The sequence below is a fragment of the Acinetobacter sp. YH16044 genome (assembly GCF_013417145.1).
Classification (GTDB): Bacteria; Pseudomonadota; Gammaproteobacteria; order Pseudomonadales; family Moraxellaceae; genus Acinetobacter; species Acinetobacter amyesii.
In genome coordinates, this window is sequence record NZ_VPEK01000002.1 from 1 (window position 1) to 15,066 (window position 15,066).

At 42.4% G+C, this 15,066-nt stretch carries 12 protein-coding genes; 10 read left to right on the plus strand and 2 right to left on the minus strand.

Annotation, left to right across the window (positions count from 1 at the left end):
* Positions 1–574: 574 nt before the first annotated feature.
* The 7 genes from FTV38_RS01510 to FTV38_RS01540 all read left to right on the plus strand — a co-directional run bounded on the left by FTV38_RS01510 (position 575) and on the right by FTV38_RS01540 (position 5,726).
* The gene (locus FTV38_RS01510) at positions 575–1,531 is read left to right on the plus strand and encodes a VacJ family lipoprotein (protein ID WP_180011797.1); all 957 of its coding nucleotides are present in this window, start codon (positions 575–577) and stop codon (positions 1,529–1,531) included.
* Positions 1,532–1,629: 98 nt separating this feature from the next.
* Positions 1,630–2,598 carry an RsbU family protein phosphatase GigA gene (gene gigA, locus FTV38_RS01515; RefSeq protein ID WP_078192616.1) on the plus strand — a complete coding sequence of 323 codons (969 nt, stop codon included), beginning with the start codon at positions 1,630–1,632 and terminating at the stop codon, positions 2,596–2,598.
* 112 nt (positions 2,599–2,710) lie between these two features.
* Complete coding sequence (gigB, locus tag FTV38_RS01520; RefSeq protein ID WP_180020948.1) at positions 2,711–3,229, plus strand: anti-anti-sigma factor GigB; 519 nt, start codon at positions 2,711–2,713, stop codon at positions 3,227–3,229.
* Positions 3,230–3,261: 32 nt separating this feature from the next.
* Complete coding sequence (locus tag FTV38_RS01525; RefSeq protein WP_078192617.1) at positions 3,262–4,086, plus strand: carbon-nitrogen hydrolase family protein; 825 nt, start codon at positions 3,262–3,264, stop codon at positions 4,084–4,086.
* A gap of 95 nt (positions 4,087–4,181) precedes the next feature.
* Positions 4,182–4,607, plus strand: a complete 426-nt coding sequence (locus FTV38_RS01530) for an organic hydroperoxide resistance protein (protein ID WP_111884709.1) — start codon at positions 4,182–4,184, stop codon at positions 4,605–4,607.
* Positions 4,608–4,805: 198 nt separating this feature from the next.
* The gene (locus tag FTV38_RS01535; protein WP_180020950.1) at positions 4,806–5,201 is read left to right on the plus strand and encodes a DUF4951 domain-containing protein; all 396 of its coding nucleotides are present in this window, start codon (positions 4,806–4,808) and stop codon (positions 5,199–5,201) included.
* Between the two features lie 174 nt (positions 5,202–5,375).
* Positions 5,376–5,726: a hypothetical protein gene (locus FTV38_RS01540; RefSeq protein ID WP_180020952.1), complete on the plus strand. Its 351-nt coding sequence runs from the start codon at positions 5,376–5,378 to the stop codon at positions 5,724–5,726.
* 56 nt (positions 5,727–5,782) lie between these two features.
* On the opposite strand, the gene gspE is transcribed toward FTV38_RS01540, so the two are convergent.
* Positions 5,783–7,270, minus strand: a complete 1,488-nt coding sequence (gene gspE, locus FTV38_RS01545) for a type II secretion system ATPase GspE (RefSeq protein ID WP_078189563.1) — start codon at positions 7,268–7,270, stop codon at positions 5,783–5,785.
* Between the two features lie 100 nt (positions 7,271–7,370).
* Here gspE and FTV38_RS01550 point away from each other — a divergent pair, with 100 nt between their 5' ends.
* Complete coding sequence (locus FTV38_RS01550) at positions 7,371–8,192, plus strand: hypothetical protein (RefSeq protein ID WP_078192622.1); 822 nt, start codon at positions 7,371–7,373, stop codon at positions 8,190–8,192.
* A 9-nt stretch (positions 8,193–8,201) separates the two neighbouring features.
* On the plus strand, positions 8,202–9,125 hold the full coding sequence (locus tag FTV38_RS01555) for a mechanosensitive ion channel family protein (protein ID WP_180020954.1): 924 nt from the start codon (positions 8,202–8,204) through the stop codon (positions 9,123–9,125).
* 121 nt (positions 9,126–9,246) lie between these two features.
* Here FTV38_RS01555 and FTV38_RS01560 read toward each other — a convergent pair whose 3' ends face one another.
* Positions 9,247–12,033, minus strand: a complete 2,787-nt coding sequence (locus tag FTV38_RS01560) for a DUF2339 domain-containing protein (protein ID WP_180021179.1) — start codon at positions 12,031–12,033, stop codon at positions 9,247–9,249.
* A 163-nt stretch (positions 12,034–12,196) separates the two neighbouring features.
* Between FTV38_RS01560 and polA the strand changes: the two genes are divergently transcribed.
* Positions 12,197–14,962 carry a DNA polymerase I gene (gene polA, locus FTV38_RS01565; protein WP_180020956.1) on the plus strand — a complete coding sequence of 922 codons (2,766 nt, stop codon included), beginning with the start codon at positions 12,197–12,199 and terminating at the stop codon, positions 14,960–14,962.
* The last annotated feature ends 104 nt before the right edge of the window (positions 14,963–15,066 follow it).

The window sequence follows — 15,066 nt, forward strand, 5'->3', positions numbered from 1 at the left end:
CAGCGTTCAATCTGAGCCATGATCAAACTCTTCAGTTTAAAATCAATAGTACTTAAAGGGTACCAATCTTGGCTCATCAATTACTGACAAAAATTTGCTCAAATAAACTTCGAGTAATTTCTACCATCAATCAATGAAAATAATTTCGATCGATCAATCAGTAAAAATCCACACAAGTTGTTCTTCATAATCTCTTAATGATCTTCTTGTTGGTTCGTCACCAGCAAGCTAGGTCGGCTATATTACTCTTTATTTCTAAAGAGTCAACCGGTAATTTAAATTATTTTTAAACTTATCAAATAAAACCCAACTTAATCAATTCAACCAAGTCATTGTTTTACCAGAAGTTTTAATCTTCATCACCGCCGATGGATGTGCATTCTACAGCATTTCACATCCAACGCAACACCTTTTTTTAAATAATTATTTTGAGCGCACATTTTTCGCTCAAATTACATTTTTTCATTCATATTTTGATCAAATTTGGTTTAATAGTAATAAATCAGGATTATTTGAACGTTTTTACTTATTATACGGCAAACATTTTGCCGCGCTAAAAGCGTCAGGACTATATATGCGCCAAACTTCTTTTTTATATGCAGGATTATTGTCACTTGTCGTAACAACACCTGTATTTGCAAATGACGAGGCTTCAGCACCTGTTGCTCAAGACTCAGAAGCTGCCAATAAATCAAAAACACAACAACTTGCGCATGCTGCGATGGTCAAGTCATCTGAAGTTGCAAAAAAATTATCTGTAAATGCCAATGCAGCACAATCAGAAGAAGATAAAGACCCTTTCCAACCGATCAACCGGAAAGTTTACGCATTTAATGATTATTTAGATGTCCATATTGCCCGCCCTGCTGCTGTGCAATATGTAGCAAAAACTCCAAAGGATATTCGTGAATCTTATCGTTTATTCCGTAAAAATTTAGGCGAACCTTGGAATGCGTTTAACCAACTCATCCAAGGACGACCGACACGTGCCGCAAAAAGTCTAGGTCGCTTTACTGTTAATACACTGACAACTTTAGGCTTTGCTGACCCTGCGAGTCGCCTAGGCCTAGAAACCGAAGATGAAAATTTTGGTGCAACTTTAGGATATTACGGTATTCCTTCTGGTCCTTATATTGTTTTACCTGTGCTTGGTCCAAGCACATTGCGCCAAACCGTCGGTCTAGCTGTAGATAGTCAAGGACGTCCACAGAAATATATGCTTGATGGTCATGATGTGGCGTATTGGTCTGAGCAAACTTTACGTGGAATCGATACTCGCGCTCAATTACTGGATATTGAAGGTGTATTGCAAGGCGATAAATACGCTCAAATTCGCGACATCTATTTACAACGCCTGAATTATTCAATTTCTGAGAAAAAAGGTATCGCTGAAGAAAACTTATTTATTGATGAAGAAGATGACGATATTGATGAATCTGAAGATAATTCAACAGATGTTTCATCTGATGATTCTACCGATTTCATTGATGACAGCAGTTCAGATGATACCGACACGGTAACAACTGAATAAATAAAATTTTTCAATTGGCTGGTGTGGTTTTTCCCTCCAGCCATCATTAGCTTGCTATAGTACACTTATTGTCTATCGAAGGATTCATCTAATTCTTTATGTATTTCATTCAACCTACTCGTGATATTCCATATTTAGATCAGGTACTTGATGCGCTTCCTAGCGTACAAATGATTAACATTGAAGATCTAGACTTGTATGATCCAACGATCATTGCAATTGCTGATGTTGCCGACTTTTTAAATCACCAATGGACACTTCCTACCATTGTGCTCGCTTTTGAGCATGAGGGCGCTGCATTGGCTCAAGCGTGGCAACAAGGTGCTTTAGCAGGATGGGTGTGGGACCATATTCCAACCAACCTTCAGGTGGCACTCACTAAAATTGATGCGCAATACAAACGCAATCAAGACAGCCGTGATCTCCCTTCTGCTGCAGATTTGCAAAAACGTTTACTGCCCAACCCGATTGAACTCCACAACTATAAAATTGAAACATTCTTCCAGCCTTCAGCCTATTTATCCGGTGATTGGTACGATTACTGGAAAATCAGCGATAAAGAAATCATGTTTTATCTTGCAGATGTATCTGGTCATGGGGTGACGAGTAGTTTACTGACCTCTTGGATGGCTGCTTTCCACGGTCGTTCAAAAACCCCAAGAGAGTTGATCAAAAAACTCAATGGTATGTTGGTTCAAGAAAATATTGAAAAGCACATTACCATGATTGCGGGGATACTCAATCTCGATACGCATGTCTTGAAATGGTCTAGTGCAGGGCATTATCCGCCGGCCATTTTATTTGAACCTGGTCTTCCCGCAAGAATTTTAAACACCAGTAGCTTCCCACTCGGCTTAACTGAAGACCTAGAAGTGGAAGAGTTTGAATTTACCTTAAATCGTTATTCGCGCTTTGTAATTTGCTCGGATGGCGCACTTGAACCTTTTGACGGTGGATTGAATGAACAGCTAGGTCAATTGGTTTATCACTTGCAAAATCAATCATTTCAAGCACCAGACCATGTTGCTGACGACATTGCCATCCTAAGTTTACGTCGAATCAATTAATCACGAAATCAATCACTTAAACCGAATACGACTTTCTGATCATACTCGGCTACTTGAGTAAGCTGTGCCCCTATGGGATAATTTACTATCCTTCTCTGCAAATGGCATTTATATGTCAACAGGTCATGTTGAATATGCAAGCTTGAACGGAACGCATATTTTTAAGCTTATTGGCGAAGTGCGTGCCCAATCTTGTATTAGTCTAGACAAGTTATTAAACAAAATTGAACAGCAACAAAATGTCGTCGGTGCAATCGTTGATTTAACCCAAACGACATTTATCGATAGTACTGTTCTTGGCATTTTGGCGAAACTGGGTTTGAAGCTCAAACAAGTTCACCATATCCAAGCGGTAATGTTGTCTACAAACTCTGATATCACAACGCTTGCCAATAGCATGGGTTTAGGTCAGGTGTTTGTTATTTTGAATTATTGTGGTGATCCAAATGTATGCACTCGCGCACTTATGGAAGAACACATTACCCATAGCAATATGCTGAATACGGTTTTAGATGCACACAAAACGCTGATGAAACTAAATGATAGCAACCAAAATATGTTTGAGCCTTTGGTCAAACAACTGCAAAAAGAGCAGGACAATCTAGAGCAACCCAAGCAGCAAAATGTCTAATTTAGGTTAATCACAGCAGAGACCCTCTTCGCATGACTTTACTTTCCGTTGCACAAATGAATTCTCAAAATAACATTGAAGATAACTTCAAAGTGATTGAATCATTGATGCAACAAAGTCAGGCTCAAGGTGCGAGTCTCATTGTATTTCCTGAAAATTTTGTCTGCTTTGCCGCAGGTAAACAACGCGAAACCGCGGCGCAATTTGAAAGTATTCAGCAGCGACTAGAACAACTCGCACATCGTTATCAACTTTGGATTGTTGCGGGCACACTCCCATGCCCTTATCGTCCAGATGGTTCAATCATTCAAGATGGCCGTGTCCGTACGGTCAGCCTGTGTATCAGCCCTGAACGTACCGAAGCACGTTATGACAAAATTCATTTATTTGATGTGCAAGTTGGTGACGCTGTCGGTGGCTATCAAGAATCAAAATTCTTTGAACCTGGTACTGAAACCGTAGTTGCAACAACACCTTTTGGCAATATTGGCCTGATGGTGTGCTACGACTTGCGCTTTCCTGAACTGGCTTTGAAACTTCGTAGCCAAGGTGCAAACATTTTAACGGCGCCTGCAGCTTTTACTTATACCACGGGTGAAATGCACTGGCAGTTGTTACTGCAAGCTCGTGCCATGGATAGCCAATGTGCTGTACTGGGTGCTGCACAACAAGGTTGGCATGGTGAAAAGCGTCAAACTTGGGGGCATGCTGGAGCAAGCAACAGCCGCGGTCAAATTTTAGCAATCACCGCAGAAGAAGGCGCTCAACTACTCACGGTTCCTTTTGACTTAGACGAACAGCAACAGATTCGTGCATCTATGCCACTGATGCAGCACCGTGTTTTGGTTCAATATTGATTTTCACACTGTATAAAATTACAAAAAAACTGAATATTATTTAAACAAAATCCCCCACGATATGATTTTGAACCATCATCTGAGGGATTAGAAAAATGACTTTAGAAAAAGCAGTTTATACAGCCCATGCAAAAGCCACTGGTGGTCGTGATGGTCGTGCAACGACATCCGATGGTCATTTAGATGTTCAATTGGCTGTGCCGAAAATTATGGGGGGTACAGGTAATGGTACGAATCCTGAACAACTCTTCGCCGCTGGTTATTCAGCCTGTTTTTTAGGTGCAATGAAATTTGTGTCTAACCGAGATAAAATTTCAATTACCCCTGCTGCCTACGTCGAGGGTGATGTGGGTATCGGCCCTATTCCAACAGGATTTGGTATCGAAGTGACGCTTAATATTCATCTTGAGGGTATGGATGCAAGCGAGGCACAGAAATTGGTCGATGCTGCACATATTGTGTGCCCCTATTCAAATGCGACCCGAAACAATATTAATGTTACTTTAAATGTTTTGACTTAAATCCATTTGTACCTATCTATACAAAGCACTGTTTTAATTCTTATAAAATAGTGCTTTGAGCTTTTTTACTTCTACACATCTACAGCTGAGCTCAAAATAAAATCTTATCCATTTCCAATACATTTAAATATTCATATTCAGTTGCCAAAACCTTGCTAAATTATATAACGATTCTTATTTACATTCATTTGTTGATCTATGAAGCTTAAACATCTCCTTATCAGTACATTGCTCATCAGCGCATCCACACTGAGTTTTGCCGAATTAACCCTGTCTGAAAAAGTCCGTCCTCAGATTAAATCCTTGGTCAATCCAGATATTCAACGTCTTGCGCTACCACCAACACCGAACAACATGTCTTTACCTGCCTATGGTCAAGGCATCATTGGTTGGGGTACAGGCCCAGAAGGTGCTGCAGCACGCTTAGCCAATATCAGCAAAGCCGACGTTGAAAAGCTTAAAACTCAAGATGTCACTTTAGAGATGGTTCAAACTTGGCAAAAGTTTTATGAAAATGAAACGCAGCGCAATGCAGGTAACCCAACCGCGCCTATTCGTGCTGAATTGATGAAGAAAATTGTCAGTTTGTGGTAAGTGAAAGACTGTACAGCCCATATTTTTGGGCTGTTTTTAGTTCAAATTAGAAATAAAAAATCATGAGACATTCGATAGAAAGATTAATGAATAAAATTAAAAAATTGTTTAATATTCAAACTATAATTAACTATACATCCATAAAAAAATTAAAATCATTTTCAGGACTTTACAATGAAAACATACTTTTCGATGCTTTTTCTAAGCTTGGCCTTAGCCGCATGTAGCCAAACACCTGCGCCTGATTTTTCAGGGGAATGGAAACAAACACCTGACACGGAGAGCCTACGCAAACTTTCAATCAGCAAACAAGGCGATGACTATCAAATTAAAGACGAATTTTGGCTCGATAAAAATAATACTGAGCGCACTTCTAGTGCTTCATCCGGTATGGCCGAAGTGAATCATGATGTGCTGAAATATAAAGAGAGTAATAGCATTGAAATGAAACTGAGTGATGCAACTCACCTCACTCTGACAGACAAAGCATATGATGCTGTAATTCATTTTGAAAAGATTAACTAAAGCAAAGCCCCGAATCCTTACACAGGCTTCGGGGCTTTATTTATATTTTACACTGACTATTCAGCCGCTTCATTCGTCACTCTAAGCACTTCTTCAATGGTGGTTTTACCTGCCAAAACTTTACGCAATCCATCATCACGTATTGAACCCGCATTTGCACGGACATGATTTTCTAACTCAAACTCTGCAGCATTACCATGGATGAGGCGACGTGTTTGCTCATCAATCGGGACGATTTCATAAATTGCGGTACGCCCTGTAAATCCAGTATGCGAGCATTGTTCACAGCCTTTAGGTTGAGGCAATTTTAACTCAGCCGATGCATCGAGATGCCTAAATAAGTCTTTTTCAAAATCATCGGCATCATGCCAAGTCGCACAGTGACGGCACAAGGTTCGAACCAAACGCTGTGCCACCACACCGATCAGTGAGCTTGACAGTAGAAAGGGTTCAATCCCCATGTCTTTAAGACGGGTCACCGCACCGATTGCTGTATTGGTATGCAGCGTTGAAAGTACCAAGTGGCCTGTTAATGACGCTTGTACTGCAATTTCAGCAGTTTCTAAATCACGAATCTCCCCGACCATCACCACATCTGGGTCTTGTCGAAGCATGGCTTTTAATGCACGAGCAAAGGTCATATCCACTTTGGTATTGACCTGCGTCTGCCCGATCCCTTCAAGTTGATATTCAATTGGATCTTCCGCAGTCAATATATTTTTTGAACCATCATTTAGATCAGACAATGCCGCATATAAGGTTGTGGTTTTACCCGAACCCGTTGGTCCCGTAACTAAAATAATGCCATGCGGACGATGTACCAGTTGTTTCAATCGATCATAGTCATGCTGCATCAAGCCCAAATGGGTCATGTTTAAACGCCCAGCTTGTTTATCGAGTAAACGCATCACCACACGTTCACCATAGGAAGATGGTAAGGTTGATACACGAACATCGACTTCACGGCCCGCCAAACGCAGTGAAATACGACCATCTTGTGGAATTCGCTTTTCTGCAATATCGAGTTTGGCCATGACTTTGATCCGTGACACCAACAATGGCGCAAGTTCACGACGTGGCTGCACAATTTCACGTAACTGACCATCGACACGTAAGCGGACAGACAGCTTTTTTTCAAAAGATTCGATATGAATATCGGAGGCTCCAACACGAATTGCTTCCGACAATAAGGCATTGATTAACCGTACAATCGGTGCATCATCCTCCTGATCCATCAAATCTTCAGCTTCTGGCACAGAGTCTGCAAGGCTGAGTAAATCAGGATGATCTTCCAGACCCGCTGCAACTTGTTGAGACTCACCGGTGTCTCCGGCAAAGCTTGCACTGAGTAATTGATTAAACTCTTGCTCACTACATAATTGATATTGTGCAGGATGCCCTAAATAGCGACGTGCTTCCTGTAAAGCCAACAGTGGCGTGCTGTCACGACGTACAATAAAAGCTTGATCACCCTCATATCGAAGCAATACGCCATGACGTTTGGCAAAACTATATGGTATTTGTAATTGTTTAAGTACTTGCATCACGCATTATAATGATGAAAAAAGTTGTTTTGAGTGTACTCTAAGCATCTGACAGCGTGAAGTCTGTTTTTAGGATTTATCAGGACAAGGGATATACGCATTGCCATTAGAAAATGATTTGACTGAAAAGGAATCCCCAAAACGTAAATGGTGGGGAGAATATCAATTTGAACTGAATCACCCGCGCAGTTGGCAGTTTGGGTCTTTATTGTTCCGTGTGACGCGCGGCATGCAAGAGTGGCGTATGGAATACCATCGCCCAACCTTTCAGTTTGACTATGAGCAACAATGGCATCCGATACAAGACCCTGAATTTGGTTTTCCACAGCCCATTAAAATGGAACGCTATATGTTCCGCCAAACACATGACAAAATTCAAATCATGCCACGTTTGGCAGATCGGTCTGTGGTGATTAAACCGGTCGATCCGATTTATATTCCAGCCGGACAGCGCGGAACGCTATATATCAGCACACCGCTTTGGATTGCTGGTTTTGTCGAAGGTCTTAGAGAACCCTTGTTTGATATACCTGTTATTCTACCAAAAGATACCTGGTTTGGTCCGAATCATCGAATGGGTGAAATTTGCTATGCCACAGCAGTTGATGGTCGTACAGAACTTAAACAACTCAAACCTCGTGCTTTTCGTGCTGTAACCCCTATTGAGTTTCATAACGTGAGTAATCAACAGATTCGCTTTGACCGTATGAATGTCCCTGTACCGGCTTTGCCATTATTTTATAGTGAAAGTACAGGACGTTTATGGACTTCACAAATTCGGGTCGTGCATGAGGGTCATGACAAACCGCCGCGGGTCAAAATTGAAAACCGTACACCGCCACAAGCAGGTGACGTGATTTATCTGCATCCGCCACGCGAGTCAGCCAATGTGCTGTTCAATATGTTTGATTCATTTTTCTAACGGTGAGCCATGGCAGATTTAAATATTTCGACAGAAATTACCAGCAGCCTAAAAGGAATGGTCGCCAATCTCAATACTGATCGGCTGACAGAATTATTGGTGGCTGTTTTACTGGCAGTCATCGGCTTTCTGATTGCACGTTTTATCTCAAACACCTTTATCCGCACTGTGGGTATGCGTTTCAATGCCCATCAGCAGTTGGTTTGGCGTCGCGGGATTTTCTATTTCATCTTTATCATCTTTGTGATGGCCAGTTTAAAAGAAGCCGGCTTTAAACTCAGCGTCTTCTTGGGTGCAGCAGGTATTTTAACGGTCGCACTGGGTTTTGCCTCGCAAACGTCCGCATCCAACCTGATCAGCGGGATGTTCTTGATCGGTGAAGGGTCTTTTGAGGTTGGTGATACCATTCAATTGACACTGATTCGCGGGCATACCATTGAAGGTGAAGTGATCTCGATTGATTTACTGTCGGTCAAATTACTCACGCAGGACAATGTCTATGTCCGCTTGCCGAATGAACAACTGATTCGGGCACCTGTGCATAACCTGTCTAAGTTTCCAATACGGCGAATTCCAATTACCCTTGCGATTAACTTTCATGAAGACATCATCAAAGTCCGTGAAGTTTTATTAGATGCCGTTAGTAAATATCCATTGGTCTTGGCCGATCCTAAACCTGCCGTGACCGTCACTGCCTTTCGAGAGTCATCCATTGAATTGCTTTTTGCCATTTGGTGCCAAAGAGAGAATTTCCTAAAAGTCCGTGATGAAATGCAGGAACGGATTCGAAATGCCTTTGTCGAAAATAAAATTGAAATCCCTGTCCCGAAAATGGGTTTTGTTGACCACCCGCTTTCTACACAAGCAAGCGATGCTGACGTCGATCAATATGCCAATACACAAGAAATCCAACGAGAGCCTCAACTCAAATAATGGTTTATAGAATTGATATAAAAAGCCCTGCATATCATCAAATGTGCAGGGTTTTTTTATCATGTACTTTTATAGCCAACGACCTCTACAGCTTAGTGATCTAGTACGTTTAAGAACTTCATCATGGTTCAATCTTGTCATTCGGCATGGGGGCAATATAGGCAATCAAAAGCATGGCAAAACCTGCGGCCATAAATGAAATCACTCGCATGAGAGTGCCGACATGAGATAAATCCAGCAAGACCAATTTCAAAGTAACCAAGACCAAAATACTGCCGCCGAGCAGCCAAACTGAACGTAATTGGCGCTGAGTGGCAAAGCGCATACTCACCAAAGCCAATAACACCCACAGCACAGTAAAACTCAGCTGAATGGTCGCATCGCTCCAAATGTCTAAACTGTTATAAGGCGTATCCAGATATATATGTAAGGCGCGGAGCACAACATAGCTACTTAACCAAAGTAGCCCAAGAACACTCAACACGGCAGCCAAGCTACGATCTAAACCAGCTTTTAACTGTTGATTCAACATCCATAAAAAAGCCGCTAACAACAGCAAACTCACTGCATCAAAAGGATTCAGTATCGGCAAGATATATCCCACAAAGGCCTGCTGACTAAATAATTGCGAACTAATGATCCAACTCAAAGCCAAAAACAAGCTGCTACGTGCTTGCCAAAACATTTTCCAGGCCGGTTGCTGCGCTTGCCAATAACACCATGCACAAAATATCAGCGGCAAAATTACCACACTGATATACGGCATACCGGGTATCAGCGTCAGACTGGTCCACGCCAAGCTGCTCAAAATTCCGAGACTGACCCACTCTTTTTCTTCACGCACACCGAGTAATGGTCGTAGCCAAAGCAGCGTCAAGCTCAGCCCAGCGAATGCAAAATACATCTGCTCCATCGTTGAATGCCAAAGTAACTGACCGTTCTCACTCACTGAAATAACTTGGTACAGCCCCATCACATAAACAGGCACTAGACCCGTCCATTTAATGATGGACCAACTCCACGAAGCTTTTCGTTTTAACAAGCCTTCATTCACCAACAGATAAGCCACACTGACGATCAATAGACTCAAGGCCAATTGATGGCTAGTCTGCAGCCAATCTAAGAGCAACATGATGAACATGGTGGTTGCTGAGAGCATTTGCACACATTGAAAGGCAATACTCGAACTTGAAAGCTGTTTATGAAATGCAGGAACAGCATGCGTCACGATAATGGCCGCCAAATAGCTCAAACACACGCCCCAATACATCTGTGCAGGGAAATGTGGCAGTTGAACCAAATAATACAGACTTGAACAACCCGCCATCACCAAGAGCGCCATGCCTAAATAACGGCTGATATTGGACTGCTTGTATAGGGCATATATAAATATCAATGCACCTTCAACTGCCCAACCGACCACACTCCACTGCTCTTTCAATACTATCGGTGGAATCAATGCCAAGAAAATTAAGGTCAAACTCAAATAACTTTGTGCAATCAGTGGGATCACAGCACTACGTTTACTGATGCTATACAGCGCGGCAAATAGCGCCGCAAATAGCAAGCTATACCCCGCCTGCCATACCGTTTCCTCAAAATACATCAAATACAATGCCAGATAAGCAAGCACTGGTGCAGCAAAAATCAGTGCAATATCCAAGGCAGGTTTAAGCTGAAAATGCGCAAGATCCTGTTTCGCCAATAACTGGCTAAAACGAAAACCTAGCCAGATAAAAATCGCAGCGTGGGCTAAAACCAGCACGCTCATCATCTGACGTTCGGTGGTGTATCCGTGGTAAAAAGCATATCCACCACCCATGATTACCGTCATCAAAAAAGCGATTTGATTCAGATATTTCCACGGTCTTAATGTACTCATGACCGCAACAGCAATATTAATCACAAGATAATAGGCAATAAATTCCGTTGCAGTTGCATCACGAACAGGCAAGGTAAATGGCGCAAGATAGGCGATCAGCATTGCCATAATTGCCAGTTCTACCGACTGTTGTTTCAAACTGAGCCAAATCGTCAATGCCATAAGTGCAGCATATAGTAGACAAGCTATGCCAAAGCCCGGAATGACGGCATTGTAATAGGCAAAAAATAAAGTCAAAAACAGCGCTGCAAGACCTAGACCTTCTAGAGCCAAGGCAAAACTGCGATTTTTGGTTTGCAGCCAATATCCCAGTCCGACAACACCAGCACTGCTCAAACTCACAATCAGCAATTTGATGGCCAAGCTTAGTTGCCAATGCTCTGTGGCAAATCTAAGTAATAGCACCACGCCAATCACCAAGACCAGTACAGCCACTTTTAACACGGGATTGCCTTGGAAAAGCCATTGCTGAATTTGACTAGATAGATTTGGCGCAGACTTGGATGGTGTATTAGTAGACGATGAATTGACTACTGCCTGATGTCTAGCTGTACCAATTGCCGTCGCGGGATGTACAAATGGTGTATTGTCAGAATCAAAAATTTCAGGACGGTCTATTGTAGGCGCTGATATTGAAGTAGCTGCATGACTCGATTGCGACTGAAGCGCACGTCCTTGCAATAGATGCAGCTGACGTTCTAATCGTTTCAGCCAACGCAGAAAAAAATAGACCCACAGGCTAATCCCGATCGCAACTAAATATCCCAATTCTGTTAACAGTCCAACGACCGTTAATAACGATGCAATATATAACGGAACCTTTGATGTCACTTGAAATGGTTGTTTGGATGAGCTCAGTGCATCAGCGCCGTGCTGCAAATCATCGACATAATTCATCACACTGAGCATAAAACCGATGCCGCTGATATAACTCAGGATACGGACATCTAAGTACCATGCCCCGATCCCCACCATGATCAGCATCATCAACCAAATCATCTTGATTTCATTATTCTGTTTCAGCATACCTGCTTCGTCATTTTCCTGAATGTTTTGATGATACATGAGCCTGACCGATGGATTAAAACTATTCATCAGTGATTCGGTAAGTTACATATACAATCTAGACTCTGCGTGCGGGCAAAAAATCACGTACAATAAAACCGTTTTCAGGATTAGGAAATTATCCATGCCACCATTTGTCTTGGTCGATGGCTCATACTTTTTATTTCGTGCCTACCATGCACTGCCACCATTAACCACTTCAACCGGTTTGCATACCAATGCAATCCGAGGTGCCATTTCTGCCATCCAAAAATTAATGCGTCGTATTCAACCGACGCATATGGCCGTTATTTTCGATACACCTGAACCAACCTTCCGTCATGAATTGTCCCCGATTTATAAGGGTGACCGTCCAAGTATGCCTGAAGAATTATCACAACAAATTCCATATCTTCATGCATTAATTCGTGCTCTAGGGATTCCGCTGCATATGTTGCCGGGTGCTGAAGCCGATGACATTATCGGAACTTTAGCCAAACGCGCTGAAGCAGCCGGTCATCAAGTTTTAATCTCCACTGGTGACAAGGACATGGCGCAGCTCGTTACTGAGCGTGTCACTTTAGAAGACAGCTTCAAAGATAAACCGATGGACGTTCAAGGCGTTTTTGAAAAATTTGGGGTGTGGCCGAATCAAATCATTGACTACCTAACATTGATGGGCGATGCCTCTGATGGTATCCGTGGTGTACCCGGTGTTGGCGCAAAAACGGCAGCGAAACTTTTAACCGAGTACGGCTCGATTGGCGGCATTTTAGAAAATGTCGACAGCATTAAAGGTAAAGTCGGTCAAAACATTAAAGATAATGTAGAAGGGATTGCTCTTGACCACCAACTGGCGAGCATCGTTTGTGACCTCGACATGGGCCTTAAATACGAAGATCTGAAACTTGCCGATCCAAATATTCCAGCACTGCGTGATTTATATACGGAACTAGAATTCCGTAACCAACTGCAGTCTTTAGATCATCCGAACAACCCCAATGGCGCAACCTACAAACAAGCAGCCAAAGCCATCAACACCACGGCGACTGTAGCCAATGCACCTGAAGTGGAAGATCAAGCGGACAAAACCAGTGTTGATGACTTACTTGGTGAAGCACGTTATCACACGGTATTGACTCAAGAAGATTGGGATGTGTTATTCAAGCGTCTAAGCACTGAAAAGCGTTTTGCCTTTGATACTGAAACCACTAGCCTCGACTACCGCGTGGCACAGATTGTGGGTTTCTCAGTAGCTTTAGATGCACAGGATGCCTATTACGTGCCGCTTGCGCATGATTATGAAGGTGCGCCTCAACAACTTGATCGCGACACGATCCTGAATCAACTCAAACCTTTACTTGAAGATAATGACGTACAAAAAATTGGTCATCATCTCAAATATGATGCACATGTCTTAGAAAATCATGGCATTCATTTGGCAGGTTGGTATTTCGATACCATGTTGGCCTCTTATATCCTTAACTCTGTGGCAACTCGTCATGGAATGGATGACGTCGCACGTTTGTATTTAAGTCATCTCACAACGACGTTCGAACAAGTGGCCGGCAAAGGTGCAAAACAAAAGACCTTTAACCAAATTGAGCTTGAAACGGCAGCCCATTATGCCGCAGAAGATGCCCATGTGACCTATCGTCTATATGAAGTACTCGATAAGAAGTTACAAGCTCACCCGGAGCTGATCAATATTTTGCACAATATTGAAATGCCTGTTGCTCGTGTTCTAACCTCTATGGAAGAAAACGGCATTGAATTGGATATGAACTTCCTCGACCAACTCGGTGTGGAATTTGCCAATACCATTCAAAATTTAGAAACAGAAATTACCGATCTTGCGGGTCAAAGCTTCAATGTCAGCTCACCAAAACAAGTTGGTGAGATTCTGTTTGATAAATTAGGTTTAAAAGGCGGTAAGAAAACTTCTACAGGTCAGTACAGTACCAGTGAAAGTGTGTTAGAAAAAATCGACCATCCGATTACTGATTTAATTTTGGAATATCGTGGTCTCTCTAAACTGAAAAGCACCTATACCGACGGTTTGTTAAAGCAAGTGAATAATGACACACATCGTGTGCATACCAGTTACCACCAAGCGTTAACGGCTACAGGTCGTTTGTCATCTACCGATCCAAACTTACAGAACATTCCTGTCCGTGAAGATATTGGACGTCAAATCCGTAAAGCTTTTATTGCACCTGAAGGTCGCATTTTATTGGCAGCCGATTATTCGCAAATCGAATTACGTTTAATGGCGCATTTCTCGCAAGATCATGCATTAGTCGATGCTTTCAATCATGGGCAAGATGTACATAAACGTACTGCGGCAGAAGTTTTGGGTATTCCACTCGACGAAGTGACCAGCAACCAACGTCGTCAAGCCAAAGCGGTGAACTTCGGTCTGCTCTATGGCATGTCAGAATTCGGTTTGACCCGTCAACTGGGTTTCACTCGAGAAGAGTCGCGTAACTATATTGGTAAATACTTCCAACGTTACCCTGGTGTTTTGGAATATATGGAACGTACTCGCCAAGTTGCACGTGAACAAGGTTTTGTGGAAACCATTTTAGGTCGTCGTCTGTATACACCAGACATTATGGCGAGCAACAAAATGGTGAAACAAGGCGCTGAACGTGCAGCGATTAATGCGCCGCTACAAGGTTCTGCGGCGGATATCATTAAACTAGCCATGATTGCAGTCGATAAAATCTTACCGAAAGATCAAGCCAAAATGTTACTGCAAGTACACGATGAATTGGTGTTTGAAGTTGATGCTGCAATTGCCGATGAACTGTCTGCCCAACTGACTGAAGTGATGCAATCTGTGTTGAAAATTTCCGTTCCACTGATTGTGGAAGTGGGTCAAGGCAATAACTGGGATGAAGCACACTAATTCATTCACGTTCATTCACACCTTTCTCCTTCTAGGAGGAAGGTTGGGATAGAGGTGAGATGTTTCTTAGTTAGTAAAAATATCTTATTTTACACCTCATATTA

What these genes read in the sequence shown, in the direction of transcription:
- gigA (WP_078192616.1), top strand. Translation starts at nt 1,630, where the DNA reads ATGTATTTCATTCAACCTACTCGTGATATTCCATATTTAGATCAGGTA.
- gspE (WP_078189563.1), bottom strand. Translation starts at nt 7,270, where the DNA reads ATGCAAGTACTTAAACAATTACAAATACCATATAGTTTTGCCAAACGT.
- FTV38_RS01535 (WP_180020950.1), top strand. Translation starts at nt 4,806, where the DNA reads ATGAAGCTTAAACATCTCCTTATCAGTACATTGCTCATCAGCGCATCC.
- polA (WP_180020956.1), top strand. Translation starts at nt 12,197, where the DNA reads ATGCCACCATTTGTCTTGGTCGATGGCTCATACTTTTTATTTCGTGCC.
- FTV38_RS01510 (WP_180011797.1), top strand. Translation starts at nt 575, where the DNA reads ATGCGCCAAACTTCTTTTTTATATGCAGGATTATTGTCACTTGTCGTA.
- FTV38_RS01525 (WP_078192617.1), top strand. Translation starts at nt 3,262, where the DNA reads ATGACTTTACTTTCCGTTGCACAAATGAATTCTCAAAATAACATTGAA.
- FTV38_RS01530 (WP_111884709.1), top strand. Translation starts at nt 4,182, where the DNA reads ATGACTTTAGAAAAAGCAGTTTATACAGCCCATGCAAAAGCCACTGGT.
- FTV38_RS01560 (WP_180021179.1), bottom strand. Translation starts at nt 12,033, where the DNA reads ATGCTGAAACAGAATAATGAAATCAAGATGATTTGGTTGATGATGCTG.
- FTV38_RS01540 (WP_180020952.1), top strand. Translation starts at nt 5,376, where the DNA reads ATGAAAACATACTTTTCGATGCTTTTTCTAAGCTTGGCCTTAGCCGCA.
- gigB (WP_180020948.1), top strand. Translation starts at nt 2,711, where the DNA reads ATGTCAACAGGTCATGTTGAATATGCAAGCTTGAACGGAACGCATATT.
- FTV38_RS01555 (WP_180020954.1), top strand. Translation starts at nt 8,202, where the DNA reads ATGGCAGATTTAAATATTTCGACAGAAATTACCAGCAGCCTAAAAGGA.